Origin of the sequence: Hydrogenophaga sp., assembly GCF_036675665.1 — a bacterium.
Taxonomy (GTDB): Bacteria; Pseudomonadota; Gammaproteobacteria; order Burkholderiales; family Burkholderiaceae_C; genus Hydrogenophaga.
Window position 1 is genome coordinate 195,028 of the sequence record NZ_JAKFEO010000006.1, and the last position, 19,065, is coordinate 214,092.

Here is a 19,065-nt window from a genome sequence, read left to right on the forward strand (position 1 = left end):
ATCTCTCTGGCCCGGCGCACACCCTTCGCGAACCACATGCCCAAAAGAACCGACATCCAAACCGTCCTCATCATCGGCGCTGGCCCGATCATCATTGGCCAGGCCTGTGAGTTCGACTACTCCGGCGTGCAGGCCTGCAAGGCCTTGCGCGAAGAGGGCTACAAGGTGGTGCTGATCAACAGCAACCCCGCGACCATCATGACCGACCCGGCCACCGCCGACGTCACCTACATCGAACCCATCACCTGGCAGACGGTGGAGAAGATCATCGCCAAGGAGCGCCCGCTGGCGAAGGGCGGTTTCGCGATCCTGCCGACCATGGGCGGCCAGACCGCGCTGAACTGCGCGCTCGACCTCTGGCGCCACGGCGTGCTGGCAAAGTACGACGTGGAGCTGATCGGCGCCACGCCCGAGGCCATCGACAAGGCCGAAGACCGCCTCAAGTTCAAGGACGCCATGACCAAGATCGGTCTGGGCTCGGCGCGCTCGGGCATCGCCCACAGCCTGGACGAGGCCTGGGGCGTGCAGAAAACCGTGGGCTTCCCCGTGGTGATCCGCCCCAGCTTCACGCTGGGCGGCACCGGGGGCGGCATTGCCTACAACCCGGAAGAATTTGAAGTCATCTGCAAGCGCGGCCTGGAAGCTTCGCCGACCAGCGAGCTGCTGATCGAAGAATCGCTGCTCGGCTGGAAAGAGTACGAGATGGAAGTGGTGCGCGACAAGGCGGACAACTGCATCATCGTGTGTTCGATCGAAAACCTGGATCCCATGGGTGTGCACACCGGTGACTCCATCACCGTGGCGCCCGCCCAGACGCTGACCGACAAGGAATATCAGATCCTGCGCAACGCCTCGCTGGCCGTGCTGCGCGAGATCGGTGTGGACACCGGCGGCTCCAACGTGCAGTTCTCCATCAACCCCGCCGACGGTCGCATGGTGGTGATCGAGATGAACCCGCGTGTTTCGCGTTCGTCCGCACTCGCCTCCAAGGCCACGGGCTTTCCCATCGCCAAAGTGGCGGCCAAGCTGGCCATCGGCTACACGCTGGACGAGCTGCGCAACGAGATCACGGGCGGCGCCACGCCGGCCAGCTTCGAGCCCAGCATCGACTACGTGGTCACCAAGATCCCGCGTTTTGCGTTCGAAAAATTCCCCACCGCCGACAGCCGCCTGACCACGCAGATGAAGAGCGTGGGCGAGGTCATGGCCATGGGCCGCACCTTCCAGGAATCGTTCCAGAAAGCCCTGCGCGGCCTGGAAGTGGGCGTGGACGGCATGAACGAGAAGACGCAGGACCGCGAGACGCTGGAGCGTGAACTCGGCGAGCCCGGCCCGGACCGGATCTGGTACGTGGGCGACGCGTTTGCCGCCGGCTGGACGATGGACGAGGTGCATCAGTTCACCAAGATCGACCCGTGGTTCCTGGTGCAGATCGAAGAGATCGTGAAGATCGAGCTCGCGCTGGAAAAGACCAGCCTGGAAGCGATCGACGCCGAAACACTGCGCGGCCTGAAGAAGAAGGGCTTCTCCGACCGCCGCCTGGCCAAGCTGCTCAAGACCAACGACCAGGCCGTGCGCGAGCGCCGCATCGCCGAGAACATCCGCCCGGTCTACAAGCGCGTGGACACCTGCGCGGCCGAGTTCGCCACCGACACCGCCTATCTGTACTCGACCTACGAAGGCAACGGTGACGGCGAGTGCGAGGCCGAGCCGACGAACAACAAGAAGATCATGGTGCTCGGCGGTGGCCCCAACCGCATCGGCCAGGGCATCGAGTTCGACTACTGCTGTGTGCACGCGGCGCTCGCGATGCGCGAGGACGGCTACGAGACCATCATGGTCAACTGCAATCCCGAGACCGTGTCCACCGACTACGACACCAGCGATCGCCTGTACTTCGAACCGCTCACGCTCGAAGACGTGCTGGAGATCGTGGACAAGGAGAAGCCGCTGGGTGTGATCGTGCAGTACGGCGGTCAGACGCCGCTCAAGCTCGCGTTGGGCCTGGAGGCCGCGGGCGTGCCCATCATCGGCACCAGCCCCGACATGATCGACGCGGCCGAAGACCGCGAACGCTTCCAGCAACTGCTGCACACGCTGGGTCTTCGCCAGCCGCCCAACGCCACCGCGCGCGCCGAGCCCGAAGCACTTGAAAAAGCCGCCGCGCTGGGGTACCCGCTGGTGGTGCGCCCGAGCTATGTGCTGGGTGGCCGCGCCATGGAAATCGTGCACGAGCAGCGCGACCTCGAACGCTACATGCGCGAAGCCGTCAAGGTCAGCCACGATTCTCCCGTGCTGCTCGACCGCTTCCTCAACGACGCGATCGAGTGTGACGTGGATGCGATCCGCGACCACACCGGCCGTGTGTTCATCGGCGGCGTGATGGAGCACATCGAACAGGCCGGCGTGCACAGCGGTGACTCCGCCTGCTCGCTGCCGCCGTACTACCTGAGCAAGGCCACGGTGGACGAACTCAAGCGCCAGACCGCGGCCATGGCCGAGGGCTTGAACGTGATTGGCCTGATGAACGTGCAGTTCGCGATCCAGGAAGTGGAAGAGAACGGCGTGAAGAAGGACGTGATCTTCGTGCTCGAAGTGAATCCGCGCGCCTCGCGCACCGTGCCCTTCGTCTCCAAGGCCACCGGCATCCAGCTGGCCAAGGTGGCGGCGCGCTGCATGGCCGGCCAGTCGCTCGACGACCAAGGCATCGGCGCCGAGGTCACGCCGCCGTATTTCAGCGTCAAGGAAGCCGTGTTCCCGTTCGTGAAGTTCCCGGGCGTGGACACCATCCTGGGCCCCGAGATGAAGTCCACCGGCGAGGTGATGGGCGTGGGCAAGACCTTTGGTGAAGCCTTCGTCAAGAGCCAGCTGGGCGCCGGCACCAAGCTGCCGACGTCGGGCAAGGTGTTCCTGACGGTCAAGAACAGCGACAAGCCACGCGCGGTGGACATCGCACGTCAACTGGTCACCATGGGTTTCGAACTGGTCGCCACCCGCGGTACTGCCGCCGCCATCAGCGCGGCCGGTGTGGCCGTGCAGACGGTGAACAAGGTCACCGAAGGACGTCCGCACATCGTCGATGCGATCAAGAACGGCGATATCGTGCTGGTGATCAACACGGTGGAAGAACGCCGCAATGCCATCACCGACTCGCGCGCCATCCGCACCTCGGCGCTGCTGGCTCGTGTGACGACCTTCACCACCATCGCTGGCGCCGAAGCCGCGGTGGAAGGCATGAAGTACCTGGACAAGCTGAGCGTGATCTCGGTGCAGGAGATGCACGCGCAGCTCTGATCCCTGTTGAGGTGGTTTCGGGTTGTTCCCAGTGGAGTCGGGGACTACCCGGGGCATAATTGACCACAGTACACCGCCGACCGGCAACGCTCGGCGGTTTCCTTTTGTATCGACGCAGACACGGACGAAGACTGCTGCATTCCCGACTTCCGGAGCACCACATGGCCACCCTACCCATCACCAAGCGCGGCGCTGAAAAACTCAAGGAGGAGCTTCATCGCCTGAAGACCGTGGACCGCCCCTGGGTGATCAACGCGATTGCCGAAGCGCGCGCGCAGGGCGATCTGAGCGAAAACGCCGAGTACGACGCCGCCAAGGATCGCCAGGGCTTCATCGAAGGTCGCATTGCCGAGATCGAGGGCAAGCTCTCGGCCGCGCAAATCATCGACCCGACCGCGGTGGACGCCGGCGGCAAGGTTGTGTTTGGTGCCACCGTGGAGCTGGAAGACGAAGCCAGCGGTGCGGCCGTCACGTATCAGATCGTGGGCGAAGACGAGGCCGACCTCAAACTGGGATTGGTGAACATCGGCAGCCCGATTGCGCGTGCGCTGATCGGCAAGGAAGAGGGCGATGTGGCCGAGGTGCAGGCGCCGGGTGGCACCAAGCGCTTCGAGATCGTGGCCGTGCGCTACGCCTGATGCCGCTGCAACGCCAGGCCATCCTGATCGCCGCCCTCTGGTGGGGTGGCATGAGCGCACTGAGCTTTCTCGCCGTGCCGTTGTTGTTTGCCACGCTGGGCAGTCCGTCCATGGCAGGGCCCGTGGCCGCGAAGATCTTTTCCCTCCAATGCTGGGCCGGCCTCGTGTTCGGCATGGCCTTGCTGCTGATGCTGCGCCGCTGGCGTGGCGAGGGCACCAGCATCGCGCCCGCCGCACTCACCACCATGAGCTTCGTGCTGTTCGCGATGCTGCTCGCGCTGGTGCAGGAATTCGGCGTGGCCCAGAACATCGTCACCGCCCGCGCCAGCGGCGGCAACCTGCACCTGTGGCACGGCGTGGGCACCGCGATGGTGCTGGGTCAGTGGCTGTGCGCTGGGGCGGTGCTGTGGCGACTCGCGGCACCACCCACAACCGAGCCGGTTTAGTCGACCAGGCTTTCGGCTGATTCGAGCGTGTTGACCATCAGCATGGTGATGGTCATGGGGCCCACACCACCGGGAACGGGGGTGATCCAGCCGGCGACTTGCCGCACGCCTTCAAAGTCGACATCCCCGCACAGTTTGCCTTCGTCGTTGCGGTTCATGCCCACGTCGATCACCACCGCTCCAGGCTTCACCATGTCGGCCGTGAGCACGTTGCGCTTGCCCACGGCGGCCACGATCACGTCGGCTTGCAGTGTCATGGCCTTGAGATCCGGGGTGCCGCTGTGGCAGATGGTGACCGTGGCGTTCTGCTGCAACAGCATGAGCGCCATCGGCTTGCCGACGATGTTGCTGCGGCCGATCACCACGGCGTGTTTGCCCTTGAGCCCGTAGCCGATGCTCTCCAGCATCTTCATGCAGCCGTAGGGTGTGCAGGGCCAGAAGCCGGGCATGCCGGTCATGAGGGCGCCGGCGCTGGCAATGTGAAAGCCATCGACGTCCTTGGCGGGCGAGATCGCCTCGATCACCTTCTGCGCATCGATGTGTGCGGGCAACGGAAGCTGTACCAGGATGCCGTGGATGGAGGGGTCGGCATTGAGTGCATCCACGCGCGCAAGCAGTTCTGCCTCGGTCATGGTGGCGGGCCAGCGCTCCAGTACCGAGTGCATGCCGGTGTCTTCACAGGCCTTGACCTTGTTGCGCACATAGACCTGCGACGCTGCGTTCTCGCCAACCAGGATCACCGCCAGACCCGGCGTGATGCCACGCGCTTTCAGGGCGGTGACCCGCGCCGTCACGTCGGCGCGAAGTTGGCGGGAGAGGGCGTTGCCGTCGATGAGTTGTGCGGTCATGGGGTGATCGGTCTGCGGTTGAAATGGAAACGCCCGCCGGGAAGGGCGGGCGTTGATCGGGTGTGTTGGTTGGCGTGTCAGGCCTTGGCCGGGGTCTGTCCCAGCGCGATCTTGAGCAGGTCGGCCACGGTGTTGGCACCGAGTTTTTCCATGATGTTGGCGCGGTGCGCCTCCACCGTCTTGATGCTGATGCCCAGATCGTCGGCAATCTGCTTGTTCAGCCGGCCGGCGACGATGCGTTCCAGCACCTGGGCTTCGCGGCTGGTGAGCTTGGAGAGCAGGGCGTCGCGGCTCACCGCCTGCTGGTGGGTGGTGAAGGCTTCGCGCGCGTGCTCGAGCATGCGCTCGACCAGCGTGACGAGCTGGTCTTCCTTGAACGGCTTCTGAATGAAGTCGAGCGCGCCCTTCTTCATGGATTCCACCGCCATCGGCACGTCGCCGTGGCCGGTGATGAAGACGATGGGCAGGGGGGACTGACGCTCGATCAGCCGCTCTTGCAACTCCATGCCGGTCATGCCACCCATGCGGATGTCGGCTATGAGGCAAGCCACCTCGCGGGCGTCGTAGCGGCTGAGGAAGGCCTCGGCCGATTCGAAGCAGCGGACCCGGAAGTCCTTGCCTTCGAGCAGCCATTGAAGTGAGTCGCGCACCGCCTCGTCGTCATCGACCACATAGACCGTGCCTTTTTTCGGGATCAAACTCATCTCGCTCTTTCTGTGTCCGTCACCGGCTCTGTGGCTGGTCCGGTTGATGCGTCGCTGACCTTCAATCTTGAGATCACGGGGATCCAGAAACTGAAGCAGCAACCCACAACCTCTTCCCCATTGTAGATGTTGTGCACATGCATCCTGCCGTGGTGAGATTCGACGATGCTGCGGCACAGTTTCAGGCCAATGCCCATGCCTTCGCTCTTGGTGCTGTAGAAGGCTTCGTAGATGCGCTCGATCATCTCGTCGGGCACGCCGTTGCCGGAGTCGCGCACCGAGAACTCGACCACGTCCAGGTCGTCCTGGCGGCGCGGCCCCACGCGCAACTCGACATAGCGCTCTCCGGGTGCACGGCCCGCCTGCATGATGGCTTCACCTGCGTTCTTCAGCAGGTTGATGAGCACCTGCTCGATCAGGATGGGGTCGACCATCAGGCTGGGCAGGCGCGCCGCCACATAGGGCGACAGGCGCACCTGATGGCGGCGCAGTTCGATGTCGGCCAGTTCGATCGCGTTGCTCACCATCTGCGCCACGTCAGACGGTGCCGGATTGGGTTCGCTGCGCTTCACGAAGGCCTTGATGCGCTGGATGATCTGCCCGGCTCGCTGTGCCTGGCGAGCGGTCTTCTCCAGCGCACCCAGCAGGTCTTCCGTGCTGATCCGGTTTTCGTTGACGCGCGAGATCATGCCGTTGCAATAGTTGCTGATCGCGGTGAGTGGCTGGTTGAGCTCGTGCGCCACGCTCGACGCCATCTCACCCATGGTGATCAGGCGGCTCGCGGTCTGCGCTCGTTCAGCCTGGCGCGAGGCCTGCTCTTCGGCATAGCGGCGAGGCGTGATGTCGCTGGCAATCACCATCTGCGCCAGGCGCCCGTCGACCCAGGTGAGGTAGCGCGTGCGCACCTCCAGCCAGCGGTCGAGCTCTTCCACGAACACCTCGGCATTTTCCGCACCGGCGTCCGTCAAGGTTTCGGTGGGCATGCCCGCGAAGGCGTCCACCGCATCGCCGTCGTCCGGGCTGGGCGTGGGCTGGTTGCCCGCCAGGTCCACCAAATGGCGGTGACCCTGACCGCGCGTGCCGAACCACATGCGGTACATCTTGTTGGCGAACAGCATTTCGTCGCTGCCCAGCGGTGCCACCGACACGGCCGAGTCCAGGCTTTCCAGCACGGTGGTGAAACGCTCATAGGACGCAGAGAGTTCCTCGCGAATGCGCTTGGGCTCGGTGATGTCGGTCATCGAAGTCATCCAGCCAGTCTGGTGGCCCTTGGGATCGATCAGTGGTGACACATACATGCGCGCGTCGAAGATGCTGCCGTCGCGACGCTGCACCCGCACCTCGAAGCCTCCGGGCGTGGAGCGCCCGCGCAGCTCGTCTTCCAGGCGGGCTGACAGCTGGTCGTGGTCTTCGTCGGGCCAATAGGGGAAAGGGGCGGTGCGCCCCACCAGCTCGCCTTCGGTCCACCCCGTCATGGAGCAGAAGGCCGGGTTCACGTAGGTGATGCGTCCCTGCATGTCGAGCGCTCGCATGCCAGTGAGCATGGAGTTTTCCATGGCGCGGCGAAAGTTGGTCTCGGACACCAGGGCCTGCTGGGCCTGCACGCGCCGGCGTGTGTGGCGCCAGGTTCCGAGCAGCATCCACACCGTGAGGGCGGAGAGAGCGCCGATCACCCAGAAAAAGCCGCTGCCCACAATGTCCTGCGAGGTGCGGTATCCCTGCGCCTTCACGATCAATCCGTTGCCCACCGGCGAGACCGGCACCTCGTGTTCCATCGGCGGGTTGGACCAAGGCAGCAGGCGCAACACGTCGCTGGGCGCCTGCAAGCTGCCCGCGAGCACATGGCCGCGGTCGTCCACCAGCGCTACCGCGTAGCGCGCCATGATCTCCGGGGGCATGCCGAAGCGCATGAGGCCGTCAATGGCGTACTCGCCCATGACCGTCCCGGCAAACCGACCTTGCTCGCTCAGCGGCACGTGCAGCATCAGCGTCGCGTTGCGCGGGTCCTGGGTTTCCAGCGGGCGCGAATAGGTGGGTTGTCGCAAATCGCGCGCAAGGTCGAAGGTGCCGTCGGTTTCTTTTGGAGACAGCGTGCTGCCGGTCGAGCGCATCAGGCGCAACGGTGCGCTGGGGGAGGTGTAGCTGGCGAGCACGTTGCGTCGGGCGTCCACCCAGGTCACGGCCAGCAACTCGGGGAACTGGCTCACCAGCGTTTCGACCTGAAACACGAACTCTTCCGTGTCGATGTCCCGATTGTCGATTTCGCGGGCCAGTCGCATCAGCTGCTCCTGGCGTTCCAGCAGACGCAGGCGCAAGCGCTGCTGCGCGTACTCCACATCGCGCGTCACGGCTTCCTGCTCGCGCTCGAGCTCTTCAAATCGCAGATAGGTGATGGCCACCACGATGGCCGAGAGGAACAGCAGCACCGACAGCAACGGCGCCAGTGTGGCGAAACGATCCTGCCGCGACGGCGGCAGACGTCGCCACCAGCGTTTCCACCAAGGAGCCTGTGCGGCTTTGGGCGGCGGTGCTGCAGGTGTCGAGGGCGCTGAACTCATAGCCTGCCGAGTCTACGTGAGCAAGCGCCCGATGCTTCCATTTGTGCAGCGCCAGTGTGGCGAATCTCTGTTTTTTCAATACTCCCCAGTATTTCATAATGTAGAAACTAAAAGCACATATTGAAATTTGAAAAGCGTTGTGGGAAACTCCGTGACAGCGCGGAATGACCCCCGTAAGCTCGATTTCAATCAACAGGAGACAAGCATGGCAGCGAACAACGCTCAGGACGGCCGCGGCGCCGGCGACCTGGATACCCAGGAAACACGCGAATGGATGGAGGCGCTGGGCGCCGTGATCGAGCGGGAGGGCCCCGAGCGCGCCCACTTCCTTTTGGAGCAACTGCTTGAGGAGGCTCGCCAGCACAGCATTGACCTGCCGTTTTCGGCCACCACGGGCTATGTGAACACCATCGAGCCCAATCAGGAAGAGCGCTGCCCGGGCAACATCGAGATCGAAGAGCGCCTGCGCGCCTACATGCGCTGGAACGCCATGGCCATGGTGGTCAAGGCCAACCGCCACAACCCCGAAGACGGTGGCGACCTCGGCGGACACATCGGCTCGTTCGCTTCGCTGGCCCACATGTTCGGTGCCGGCTTCAACCATTTCTGGCACGCCGAGAGCGAGAACCACGGTGGCGACTGCCTCTACATCCAGGGCCACGTGTCGCCCGGCGTTTATGCCCGCGCCTACCTCGAAGGCCGACTGACCGAAGAGCAACTGCTCAACTTCCGCCAGGAAGTCGATGGCAAGGGCCTCTCCAGCTATCCACACCCCAAGCTGATGCCCGAGTTCTGGCAGTTCCCCACGGTGTCCATGGGCCTGGGCCCGCTGATGGCGATCTACCAGGCGCGTTTCCTGAAGTACCTGCACGCCCGTGGCATTGCCAACACCGAGAACCGCAAGGTCTGGGTGTTCTGTGGCGACGGCGAGATGGACGAAGTCGAATCGCTGGGCGCGATCAGCCTGGCCGCGCGCGAGAACCTGGACAACCTGATCTTCGTGGTGAACTGCAACCTGCAGCGCCTGGATGGCCCGGTGCGCGGCAACGGCAAGATCATTCAGGAGCTTGAAGGTGAGTTCCGCGGCTCCGGCTGGAACGTGATCAAGCTGCTGTGGGGCAGCGAATGGGACTCGCTGCTGGCGCGCGACAAGGACGGTGCGCTGCGCAAGATCATGATGGACACGGTCGACGGCGACTACCAGGCCTTCAAGGCCAACGACGGTGCCTACGTGCGCAAGCATTTCTTCGGCCGCGACCCCAAGACGCTGGAAATGGTGGCTCACCTCAGCGACAACGACATCTGGAACCTCAAGCGCGGTGGCCACGACCCGCAGAAGGTTTATGCGGCGTACCACAAGGCGGTCAACCACAAGGGCCAGCCGACCGTGCTCCTGATCAAGACCGTCAAGGGCTTCGGCATGGGCAAGTCGGGCGAGGGCAAGAACACGGTGCACCAGACCAAGAAGCTCACCGACGAAGACATCAAGATCTTCCGTGACCGCTTCAACCTGCCCATCCCCGACAGCGAGCTTTCCAAGATCCCGTTCTACAAGCCGGCCGACGACACGCCGGAAATGCGTTATCTGCACGAACGCCGCCAGGCCCTGGGTGGCTATCTGCCCAAGCGCCGCACCAAGGCCGACGAGAGCTTCACCGTGCCCTCGATCGAGACCTTCAAGGCCGTGATGGAGCCCACCGTGGAAGGCCGCGAGATATCGACCACGCAGGCCTACGTGCGTTTCCTCTCCCAGTTGCTGCGCGACCAGGCCCTGGGCCCGCGCGTCGTGCCCATCCTGGTCGATGAGGCGCGCACCTTCGGCATGGAAGGCCTGTTCCGCCAGATCGGCATCTACAACCCTGCAGGCCAGCAGTACACCCCGGTCGACAAAGACCAGGTCATGTACTACAAGGAAGACAAGGCTGGCCAGATCCTGCAGGAAGGTATCAACGAGGCCGGTGGCATGAGCAGCTGGATCGCGGCGGCAACTTCCTACAGCACGAGCAACCGCATCATGGTGCCGTTCTACGTGTACTACTCGATGTTCGGCTTCCAGCGCATCGGCGACCTGGCCTGGGCAGCCGGCGACATGCAGGCGCGCGGCTTCCTGCTGGGCGGCACCTCCGGGCGCACCACGCTCAACGGCGAAGGCCTGCAGCACGAAGACGGCCACAGCCACATCCTGGCTGGCACCATTCCCAACTGCATCAGCTACGACCCGACCTTCGCGCATGAAGTGGGCGTGATCCTGCACCATGGCTTGAAGCGCATGGTGGAGAAGCAGGACAACGTTTTCTACTACCTGACCCTGCTGAACGAGAACTACGCCATGCCCGGCCTGCAGCCGGGTACCGAAGAGCAGATCATCAAGGGCATGTATTACTGCAAGCAGGCGCCCGCCCTCAAGAAGGACGCACCAAGCGTTCAATTGCTGGGCAGTGGCACCATCTTGCGCGAGAGCATTGCCGCCCAGGAACTGCTGGAGAAGGACTGGGGCGTGAGTGCTGGTGTGTGGAGTTGCCCGAGCTTCAACGAGCTCACGCGCGACGGCCAGGACGCCGAGCGCTGGAACCTGCTGCACCCGACCGAGCCGCAGCGCGTGCCGTTCGTGGCCCAGCAACTGGGCAACACGACCGGCCCGGTGGTGGCCTCCACCGACTACATGAAGAACTACGCCGAGCAGATCCGCTCCTTCATACCCAAAGGCCGCACCTACAAGGTGCTGGGTACCGACGGCTTTGGCCGCAGCGATTTCCGCAGCAAGCTGCGCGAGCACTTCGAGATCAACCGCCACTACATCGTGGTGGCTGCGCTCAAGGCACTGAGCGAAGAGGGCACGGTGCCGGCGGCCACAGTGGCCGAAGCCATTGCCAAGTACGGCATCAAGGCCGACAAGATCAACCCGCTGTACGCCTGATACGGCGAGGAGACAACAACATGGCACTCATAGATGTGAAGGTCCCGGACATCGGCGACTTCGACGAGGTGGCGGTCATCGAACTGCTGGTGAACGTGGGCGACACGGTCAAGGCCGAACAGTCGCTGATCACGGTGGAGTCCGACAAGGCGTCGATGGAGATTCCCTCCAGCACCGCTGGCGTGGTGAAGGAGCTCAAGGTGTCGCTGGGCGACAAGGTGAAAGAGGGCTCGGTGGTGCTGGTGCTGGAGACGGCGGGTGAAGCTGCTGCTCCCGCCGCGCCGGCTGCTTCGGCGCCTGCTCCCACACCCACGCCGCCCGCAGCTCCGGCTGCAGCGCCGGCTGCAGCGCCTGCAGCGGCCGGCCCGGTCGAGGTGCATGTGCCCGACATCGGTGACTTCAAGGACGTCGCCGTCATCGAGGTCCTCGTCAAACCCGGCGACAAGATCGCCCTGGAGCAAAGCCTGATCACGGTGGAGTCGGACAAGGCTTCGATGGAGATTCCGTCGTCGGCCGCCGGCGTGCTCAAGGAACTCAAGGTCAAGGTGGGTGACACGGTCAACATCGGAGACTTGCTGGCGATCCTGGAAGGTGTTGCGGCGGCGAGCCCCTCACCCCAGCCCTCTCCCCAGGAGGGCGAGGGGGCCAAGCCCGCCGCTCCGGCCGCACCCGCTGCGGCTGCACCACAGGCTGCGAGCGTTTCCGCGCCTGCAGCCCCTGCCCACAACCCCACTGCGGTTGTTGCCGCGGGCCTGCCCCACGCCTCACCCTCGGTGCGCAAGTTCGCCCGCGAACTCGGCGTACCGCTGACTGAGGTGAAGGGCTCCGGCCTCAAGGGCCGCATCACCGCCGAAGACATCCAGTCGTTCACGAAATCCGTGATGACCGGTGCGGTGCAAACCACCGCGCAAGCCGCCAAGGCTCCGGCTTCCGCTGGCGGTGGTGGCTCCGAGCTGGGCCTGATCCCCTGGCCCAAGGTCGACTTCGCCAAGTTCGGCCCCATCGAGCGCAAGGAGATGGGCCGCATCAAGAAGATCAGCGGTGCCAACCTGCTGCGCAACGCGGTCATGATCCCGGCCGTCACCAACTTCGACGACGCCGACATCACCGACCTCGAAGCCTTCCGCGTCTCCACCAACAAGGAGAACGAGAAGAGCGGAGTCAAGGTGACCATGCTCGCTTTCCTGATCAAGGCCTGCGTGGCCACGCTCAAGAAATTCCCCGAGTTCAACAGCTCGCTCGACGGCGATGCGCTGGTCTACAAGCAGTTCTGGCACATCGGCTTCGCAGCCGACACGCCCAACGGCCTGATGGTCCCGGTGATCAAGGACGCCGACAAGAAGGGCGTGCTGCAGATCAGCCAGGAAATGGGCGAACTCGCCAAGAAGGCGCGCGAAGGCAAGCTGAGCCCGGCCGAGATGAGCGGCGCCACGTTCACCATCTCCAGCCTGGGCGGCATTGGCGGGCGCTACTTCACGCCCATCATCAACGCGCCCGAGGTGGCCATCCTGGGCGTGTGCAAGAGCCAGATGGAACCGGTGTGGGACGGCAAGGCCTTTGCGCCTCGCCTGATGCTGCCTCTCTCCTTGACCTGGGACCACCGCGTGATCGATGGCGCTGCGGCGGCGCGTTTCAACGCTTACCTCGGTCAGATCCTCGGCGACTTCCGTCGCGTTCTTCTTTAAGGAATGGCGATGGCACTGATCGATATTCAAGTACCGGACATTGGCGACTTCGACGAAGTTGCGGTTATTGAGCTGTTGGTGAAGCCCGGCGACACCGTGAAGGCCGAGCAATCGCTCATCACGGTGGAATCCGACAAGGCCTCGATGGAGATCCCGTCTTCACAGGCGGGCGTGGTCAAGGAGCTCAAGGTCAAGCTGGGCGACAAGGTCAAGCAGGGCAGTGTGGTGCTCACGCTGGAGGCGGCCGGTGAGGCCGCTGCGGCGCCTGCACCAGCGGCTGTCCCGGCGCCCGCTGCTGCCGCACCGGTCGCAACGCCCGCAGCCGCGCCCTCGGCGGCCAGCTTCGGCGGCAGTGCCGACCTCGATTGCGACGTGCTCGTGCTCGGCGGCGGTCCCGGTGGTTACAGCGCAGCCTTCCGCGCGGCCGACCTGGGCCTGAAGGTCGTGCTGGTCGAGCGCTACGCCAGCCTGGGTGGTGTGTGTTTGAACGTGGGCTGCATCCCCTCCAAGGCGCTCCTGCACGTGGCCGCCGTGATGGACGAGGTCAGCCACATGGCCGATCTGGGCATCGAGTTCGGCCGCCCGGTGGTCAACATCGAGAAGCTGCGCGGCCACAAAGAGAAAGTCATCGGTAAGCTCACCGGCGGCCTGGCCGCCATGGCCAAGATGCGCAAGGTCACCACGGTTCGGGGTTACGGTGCCTTCGTCGGTGCGAACCACCTCGAGGTGGAAGAAACCAGCGGGACGGCGCAGGAAAAGACCGGCAAGAAGCAGGTGATCGCCTTCAAGAAGGCCATCATCGCGGCCGGTTCGCAAGCCGTGCGTTTGCCCTTCATGCCCGAAGACCCGCGCGTGGTGGACAGCACCGGGGCCCTGGCGCTCAAGGATGTGCCCAAGCGCATGCTGATCCTGGGCGGCGGCATCATCGGCCTGGAGATGGGCACGGTCTACAGCACGCTGGGCGCGCGCCTGGACGTGGTGGAAATGCTCGACGGCCTGATGCAGGGCGCCGACCGCGACCTGGTGAAGATCTGGCAGAAGATGAACGCCAAGCGCTTCGACAACATCATGCTCAAGACCAAGACGGTGGGCGCGAAGGCCACGCCCGACGGCATCGAGGTGACGTTTGCCGCCGCCGAAGAAGGCGGCACCGCGCCCGCGCCGCAGGTCTACGACCTGGTGCTGCAGGCCGTGGGCCGCACGCCCAACGGCAAGAAGATCGCCGCCGACAAGGCCGGCGTGGCGGTGACCGACCGGGGCTTCATCAACGTCGACATCCAGATGCGCACCAACGTGCCGCACATCTTCGCCATCGGCGACATCGTGGGCCAACCCATGCTGGCGCACAAGGCGGTGCACGAGGCGCACGTGGCGGCCGAGGTGATCGCGGGCGAACTGCAAGGCAACAAGGAGCTGGCGGCCGCGGCGTTCAATGCGCGCGTCATCCCCAGCGTCGCCTACACCGACCCCGAGGTGGCCTGGGTGGGCCTCACCGAGGACCAGGCCAAGGCACAGGGCATCAAGGTCAAGAAAGGCCTGTTCCCCTGGACGGCCTCCGGCCGCGCGATTGCCAACGGCCGCGACGAGGGCGTGACCAAGCTGCTGTTCGACGATTCACCCGAGGCCCATGGACACGGGAAGATATTGGGCGGCGGCATGGTGGGCACGCACGCGGGCGACATGATCGGCGAGATCGCACTCGCCATCGAGATGGGCGCGGACGCGGTCGACATCGGCAAGACCATCCACCCGCATCCCACGCTGGGCGAGAGCATCGGCATGGCGGCGGAGATTGCGCATGGGTCTTGCACCGACGTGCCTCCGCAGCGCAAGTAAACGCGTCCGGTCCGAAAAAAGCCGCCAAGCCTCACGGGTTGGCGGCTTTTCTCATGGGCGTGATTCAGCGCGGAGGGACGCGGTTGGCCAGTGGCGCGCTGCGGTAGTCGGGCAGCAGCTTGCAGGTGTCGCCATAGGCGGCTTCATAGCCTTTGCAAAGGGCTGCCACCGTCTGCGGCGTGGGCTTGTCTTTTCTGTCGATCCAGTTGAGCAAGGCGGTGAACAACGCGGGGTACTGAGGGTCGCTCAAGTAGCTGTGTTCGGACTCGTCGCTGAAAGTCTGCACCAGCCGCTGACCATTGCCCGCGCGCTCCACCACGTCGCGGTAGGCCGATTCGAGTTCGACGAAGGCCGTCGGATCGTTGACGGCGTGCAACGTGAGCACGGGCATGTTGATCTTCCCAACGGGGTCGCTGTCGTTCGCCAGTTCGGCGAATGCAGCGGGATCGGCCGTGTAGCGCAACACGCCTGCGTTCAAGGCCGCGTCGTCCGACGAGCCTGTGTACCGCACATTGGCGTTGGTGAAAGGGTTGCGATTGCCCAGGCGCAATTGCGTGAGATCGCGGAACAACCAGGTGGACCAGTTGAGGTGTGCGATCAACGAGCGTTCCGGAATCCGGATGACGCCAACGATGTTGGCGAGGTTGGCCTTCTGTTGTTCGCTGCGCTGGGCGGCGGGCTTGCGCACGCCGGTGCATTCGTCGACGCGCGTGGCCAGTTCGGCCCGCGTGAGCCTGGCGTTCATGGGAAGGCCTTGCCACAGCGGGTATTGCGGCTCGTCGGCCTTGGGGTGGTTCTTGCAGAAGTACTGGTAAACCACGCGCAGGTCGATCCGGAAGTCGTAGGCGCGGGTGCCGCCGCCCAGCATGCCGCTGGTGAGGAGGACCCCGTCGTATGGACCCTTGACCGGTCCGTTGGGGCCATCCACCATGGCGTACAACTCGGCGCCTTTGGCGGCGACCGCAGCGCCGTAGCTTTGCCCGTGCAGGATGGTGCGGCGCGGTGGTCCGAAGTGCTTCACGAAGATGCGCCGCACGCGCTCGGTGTCCTCGGCGGCCATCGTCACGCCAAACCCGCCACGGCGGTAGGTTGACCCTGCCCAGGCATGGCCGGCTTTCACTGTGACGGCCCAGCGCTTGAGGTCTTCCTCGCCGCGCTTGAGCGTCGCCGGGCCGGTGTCGGTGGGTCCGCCATGGGCATGCATCACCAGCACACCGGTCTCGGGTTTCCAGTTGGCGGGCAAGGCCATCCAGTAGAAGCCGCCCAGGCCGTCTTCGCCCGCATGGCAGATCGCGTCTGCCGGGACGTCGGCCGGACAGGCGCGGGGTTGGGGGGCAGCGGGAACCTGGGCGTTGGCGGCGCCAAGCTGGCAGGCCAGGGCAGCCAGCGCCAGCAGCGCGGTGGGACGAATGTGCACGGGTTGTCTCCTGATGGTTTTGAACGGCCCAGGCACGATAGGTGTGCGACAACCCCCATGTCAAATATACTGAAACGCTGTTTTCAATACCTTTCAGATATGGACATTCGCCACATGCGCTACTTCCTGGCTGTTGCTGAAGCCGGTCACATGACGCGCGCGGCGGAGCACCTGGGCATCCAGCAACCACCGCTGAGCTTGCAGATCAAGGCGTTGGAGAAAGAGTTGGGAGTGTTGTTGTTTCACCGGCATCCCAAGGGCGTGACCCTGTCCGATGCCGGGCGGCTGTTCGAGAAGGAGGCGCGCCGGCTGGTGGACGACCTGTCGGCCATGGAGGTGCGCATGGCACGTGTGGCACGCGGCGAACTTGGCGTGCTCAATATCGGCTTCACCAGCTCGGCGGCGGCGCATGTCTTCACCCCGGAAGCGCTGCGCGCCTGCCGTCGAGCCTGGCCCGGCGTTGCGTTGTCGATCCGTGAGGACCATGCGGCCGGCATCACCGAGGCGGTGGAGGCCGGGCGTTTGCACTGCGGCCTGATCCGCGTGCCGGTGTCTCAGCCGGCAGGCCTGACCTTCGAGGTGTTGTTGCGCGAACCGGTGCTGGTGGCGTTGCCCCGCGACCACGCGTTGGCCATGCGCAAGAACGCGCGAGCGGTGACATTGGCCGAGTTGCGCGACGAAGGCTTCATCCTGGTGCGGCAGCCAGGTGCGCCTGGCCTGTATGCCAACTTGCTCGCGCTGTGCGAGGCCCAGGGTTTTCGCCCCCGCATTGCGGCTGAGGTGGAGCGAATGATGACCAGTCTGAATCTGGTGGCTGCGGGCGCAGGCATTGCTGTGGTGCCGGCGTCAATGCAGGGGCTGCATCCCCATGCGGTGGTCTACCTGCCGCTGGCCGATGGCACGCCACTCGACGCACCGTTGACCCTGGTTTACCGCGCAGCCGACGCCGTCGGACCCGCTGCGCATTTTCTCAAGATCGCGCGCGACACGGCGCGCAAGACGCATGCTCGCAACCGCCGCGGGCGCCCGGCATGACGACGCTGCCCAGGCGACGCATGCTCAATGCCATGCTGGCATGGGCGGGCGTCGCTGCGCTGCGTCCGGTTGATGCGCAGCCCCACTGGCCTTCAAAGCCGCTGCGCATCATCGTCGTGTACCCGCCCGGAGGGCTCAGCGATGGCGTGGCGCGATCGCTCGCCGAGCGCCTCTCGCAGCAGCTCGGCGTGCCGGTTCGGGTGGAGAACCGATCGGGCGGCGGCGGCAGTGTGGGGCTGCAGGCACTCGCGCGTGCGGAACCCGACGGGCACACGCTCGCGTTTTCCGCGGTCAGCCCGCTGACCTTGCGGCCCCACCAGGGTGTTGTGGGCCACGACCCGCTGCGGGACATCGAGCCTGTGGCCAGTGTGATGTACACGCCGGTGTTGCTGGTGGGTACGCCGGCGTTCTCCGGTCACAGCTTTGCCGACGTGTTGTCGCAGGCGCGCGCGCGACCCGAGGCGCTTCGTTGGGCGACCTCGGGTCTGGCCACCGCAGGACATCTGGTGCTGGAGCAGGTGCAGCTGGGCAGCGGTATTGTGGTGACGCACATCCCGTACAAAGGGGGCGGCCAGCAACTCACCGATGCACTGGGCGGTCAGTTCGAGCTGTTGTCCACCAACGTGGCGCCCGCTCAATTGCGCCATATCGAAGCCGGTCACTTCAAGCCGCTGGCAGTGGGCGCACCCCAGCGGCTTGACGTGTTGCCACAGGTACCCACCTTCACCGAACTGGGCCTGCCGCACGCCAATGTGAGCTCGCTGTTTGGTCTGTTCGCTCCAGGTGGTACGCCACCAATGCTGCTTGATCGTTGGAACACCGAGATCAACCAGGCTGTTCAGGCGCCCGAAATTCGCGAACGCCTGCTGGCTTCGGACAACCTGCCCGCCATCGGCGATCGACCCGCGTTCGTGCGTCGCATCGCCGAGGAGTGGCGCAGCAACCGACGACTCAAGAGCGTCAATGTCCGGATGGAGTGATGCAGACATGGCGCACCGTGCTGGTGGCCGCTGCGTCGCGTCACGTTTGCGGCCTCAGGGACCTTTGTCGGCCATGGGCACGCGACGCGCGCCATTGAAACGCTTGTTCCAGTACGCCATGCGCATGTCTTCAACGCGGACATGGGCGCCTGAGCGCGGCGAGTGGATGAACTTGCCGTCACCCACATAGATGCCCACGTGGCTGAAGGTGCGCCGCATGGTGTTGAAGAACACCAGATCACCAGGTTTGAGTTCGCTGCGGTCGATTTCCTGGGTGGCTGCGGCTTGCTCGTCGGAGCGGCGCGGAAGGATCTTGCCCACCGACTGCTCGAAAACGGCGCGAACAAACCCGCTGCAGTCGAAGCCGGTGTCCACCGTGTTGCCACCATACCTGTAGGGCACTCCCAAAAAGGCCATGGCATTGATGACCAGCCCGGAGGCCTGCTCACCCACGGTGTCGCGGGCGTGCTGGATCTGGCTGCCCAGGCGGGACATCAGGCCCTTTTCAGTCAGCAAACTGTCCATGTCTTCATAGGCGGCGTCGGGTGGCGCGGCGTGGGCCGCGGCAGCGAGGCTGAGCATGAGGACAGGGAAGATTCGACGCATGGCCCGCAGGGTATCGGCGATACCTGGTGAAGTCAAGCGAGAAATACCCTGCAAGGCATTGATTTTGTTGAGCTTTGTTGTGAATGCCCAGCAAATCGACT

Annotated in this window: 14 protein-coding genes; 8 read left to right on the top strand and 6 right to left on the bottom strand. The window is 64.6% G+C overall.

What is annotated here, in order from left to right:
• Window positions 1-36 precede the first annotated feature (36 nt).
• From carB to V6M63_RS01395, 3 genes are all read left to right on the top strand, one after another.
• A complete protein-coding gene (gene carB / locus V6M63_RS01385) occupies window positions 37-3,294 on the top strand; it encodes a carbamoyl-phosphate synthase large subunit (RefSeq protein ID WP_332738728.1) in 3,258 nt (1,085 codons plus the stop codon).
• A gap of 161 nt (window positions 3,295-3,455) precedes the next feature.
• Entirely contained in the window at window positions 3,456-3,932 is a 477-nt protein-coding gene (gene greA, locus V6M63_RS01390; protein WP_159605688.1) for a transcription elongation factor GreA, read from the top strand.
• Complete coding sequence (locus V6M63_RS01395) at window positions 3,932-4,378, top strand: DUF4149 domain-containing protein (protein ID WP_332738732.1); 447 nt, start codon at window positions 3,932-3,934, stop codon at window positions 4,376-4,378. Before greA ends, V6M63_RS01395 begins: the two co-directional genes overlap by 1 nt.
• Here V6M63_RS01395 and folD read toward each other — a convergent pair.
• From folD to V6M63_RS01415, 4 genes are all read right to left on the bottom strand, one after another.
• Window positions 4,375-5,226, bottom strand: a complete 852-nt coding sequence (folD, locus tag V6M63_RS01400; RefSeq protein ID WP_332738734.1) for a bifunctional methylenetetrahydrofolate dehydrogenase/methenyltetrahydrofolate cyclohydrolase FolD — start codon at window positions 5,224-5,226, stop codon at window positions 4,375-4,377. The two genes, V6M63_RS01395 and folD, sit on opposite strands and share 4 nt — an antisense overlap.
• A gap of 77 nt (window positions 5,227-5,303) precedes the next feature.
• Entirely contained in the window at window positions 5,304-5,930 is a 627-nt protein-coding gene (locus V6M63_RS01405) for a response regulator transcription factor (protein WP_056277762.1), read from the bottom strand.
• Entirely contained in the window at window positions 5,927-8,356 is a 2,430-nt protein-coding gene (locus tag V6M63_RS01410; protein ID WP_332739204.1) for a PAS domain-containing sensor histidine kinase, read from the bottom strand. Before V6M63_RS01410 ends, V6M63_RS01405 begins: the two co-directional genes overlap by 4 nt.
• A complete protein-coding gene (locus V6M63_RS01415) occupies window positions 8,304-8,681 on the bottom strand; it encodes a hypothetical protein (protein ID WP_332738736.1) in 378 nt (125 codons plus the stop codon). Before V6M63_RS01415 ends, V6M63_RS01410 begins: the two co-directional genes overlap by 53 nt.
• A gap of 12 nt (window positions 8,682-8,693) precedes the next feature.
• Between V6M63_RS01415 and aceE the strand changes: the two genes are divergently transcribed.
• From aceE to lpdA, 3 genes are read left to right on the top strand one after another with little or no spacing between them, the layout of a single operon-like run.
• Entirely contained in the window at window positions 8,694-11,405 is a 2,712-nt protein-coding gene (gene aceE, locus V6M63_RS01420; RefSeq protein WP_332738738.1) for a pyruvate dehydrogenase (acetyl-transferring), homodimeric type, read from the top strand.
• A gap of 20 nt (window positions 11,406-11,425) precedes the next feature.
• Complete coding sequence (aceF, locus tag V6M63_RS01425; protein ID WP_332738740.1) at window positions 11,426-13,090, top strand: dihydrolipoyllysine-residue acetyltransferase; 1,665 nt, start codon at window positions 11,426-11,428, stop codon at window positions 13,088-13,090.
• A 9-nt stretch (window positions 13,091-13,099) separates the two neighbouring features.
• The gene (gene lpdA, locus V6M63_RS01430; protein WP_332738742.1) at window positions 13,100-14,926 is read left to right on the top strand and encodes a dihydrolipoyl dehydrogenase; all 1,827 of its coding nucleotides are present in this window, start codon (window positions 13,100-13,102) and stop codon (window positions 14,924-14,926) included.
• Between the two features lie 64 nt (window positions 14,927-14,990).
• Here lpdA and V6M63_RS01435 read toward each other — a convergent pair whose 3' ends face one another.
• A complete protein-coding gene (locus V6M63_RS01435; protein WP_332738744.1) occupies window positions 14,991-16,343 on the bottom strand; it encodes a hypothetical protein in 1,353 nt (450 codons plus the stop codon).
• Window positions 16,344-16,442: 99 nt separating this feature from the next.
• Here V6M63_RS01435 and V6M63_RS01440 point away from each other — a divergent pair, with 99 nt between their 5' ends.
• Together V6M63_RS01440 and V6M63_RS01445 are read left to right on the top strand one after the other, a co-directional pair.
• Complete coding sequence (locus tag V6M63_RS01440; RefSeq protein ID WP_332738746.1) at window positions 16,443-17,378, top strand: LysR family transcriptional regulator; 936 nt, start codon at window positions 16,443-16,445, stop codon at window positions 17,376-17,378.
• Window positions 17,375-18,358 (top strand): Bug family tripartite tricarboxylate transporter substrate binding protein, encoded by a 984-nt coding sequence (locus V6M63_RS01445; RefSeq protein WP_332738748.1) that lies wholly within the window; start codon window positions 17,375-17,377, stop codon window positions 18,356-18,358. The genes V6M63_RS01440 and V6M63_RS01445 overlap by 4 nt, the downstream gene beginning before the upstream one ends.
• 54 nt (window positions 18,359-18,412) lie before the next feature.
• On the opposite strand, the gene V6M63_RS01450 is transcribed toward V6M63_RS01445, so the two are convergent.
• The gene (locus V6M63_RS01450) at window positions 18,413-18,940 is read right to left on the bottom strand and encodes a C40 family peptidase (protein WP_442909516.1); all 528 of its coding nucleotides are present in this window, start codon (window positions 18,938-18,940) and stop codon (window positions 18,413-18,415) included.
• Window positions 18,941-19,065 lie beyond the last annotated feature (125 nt).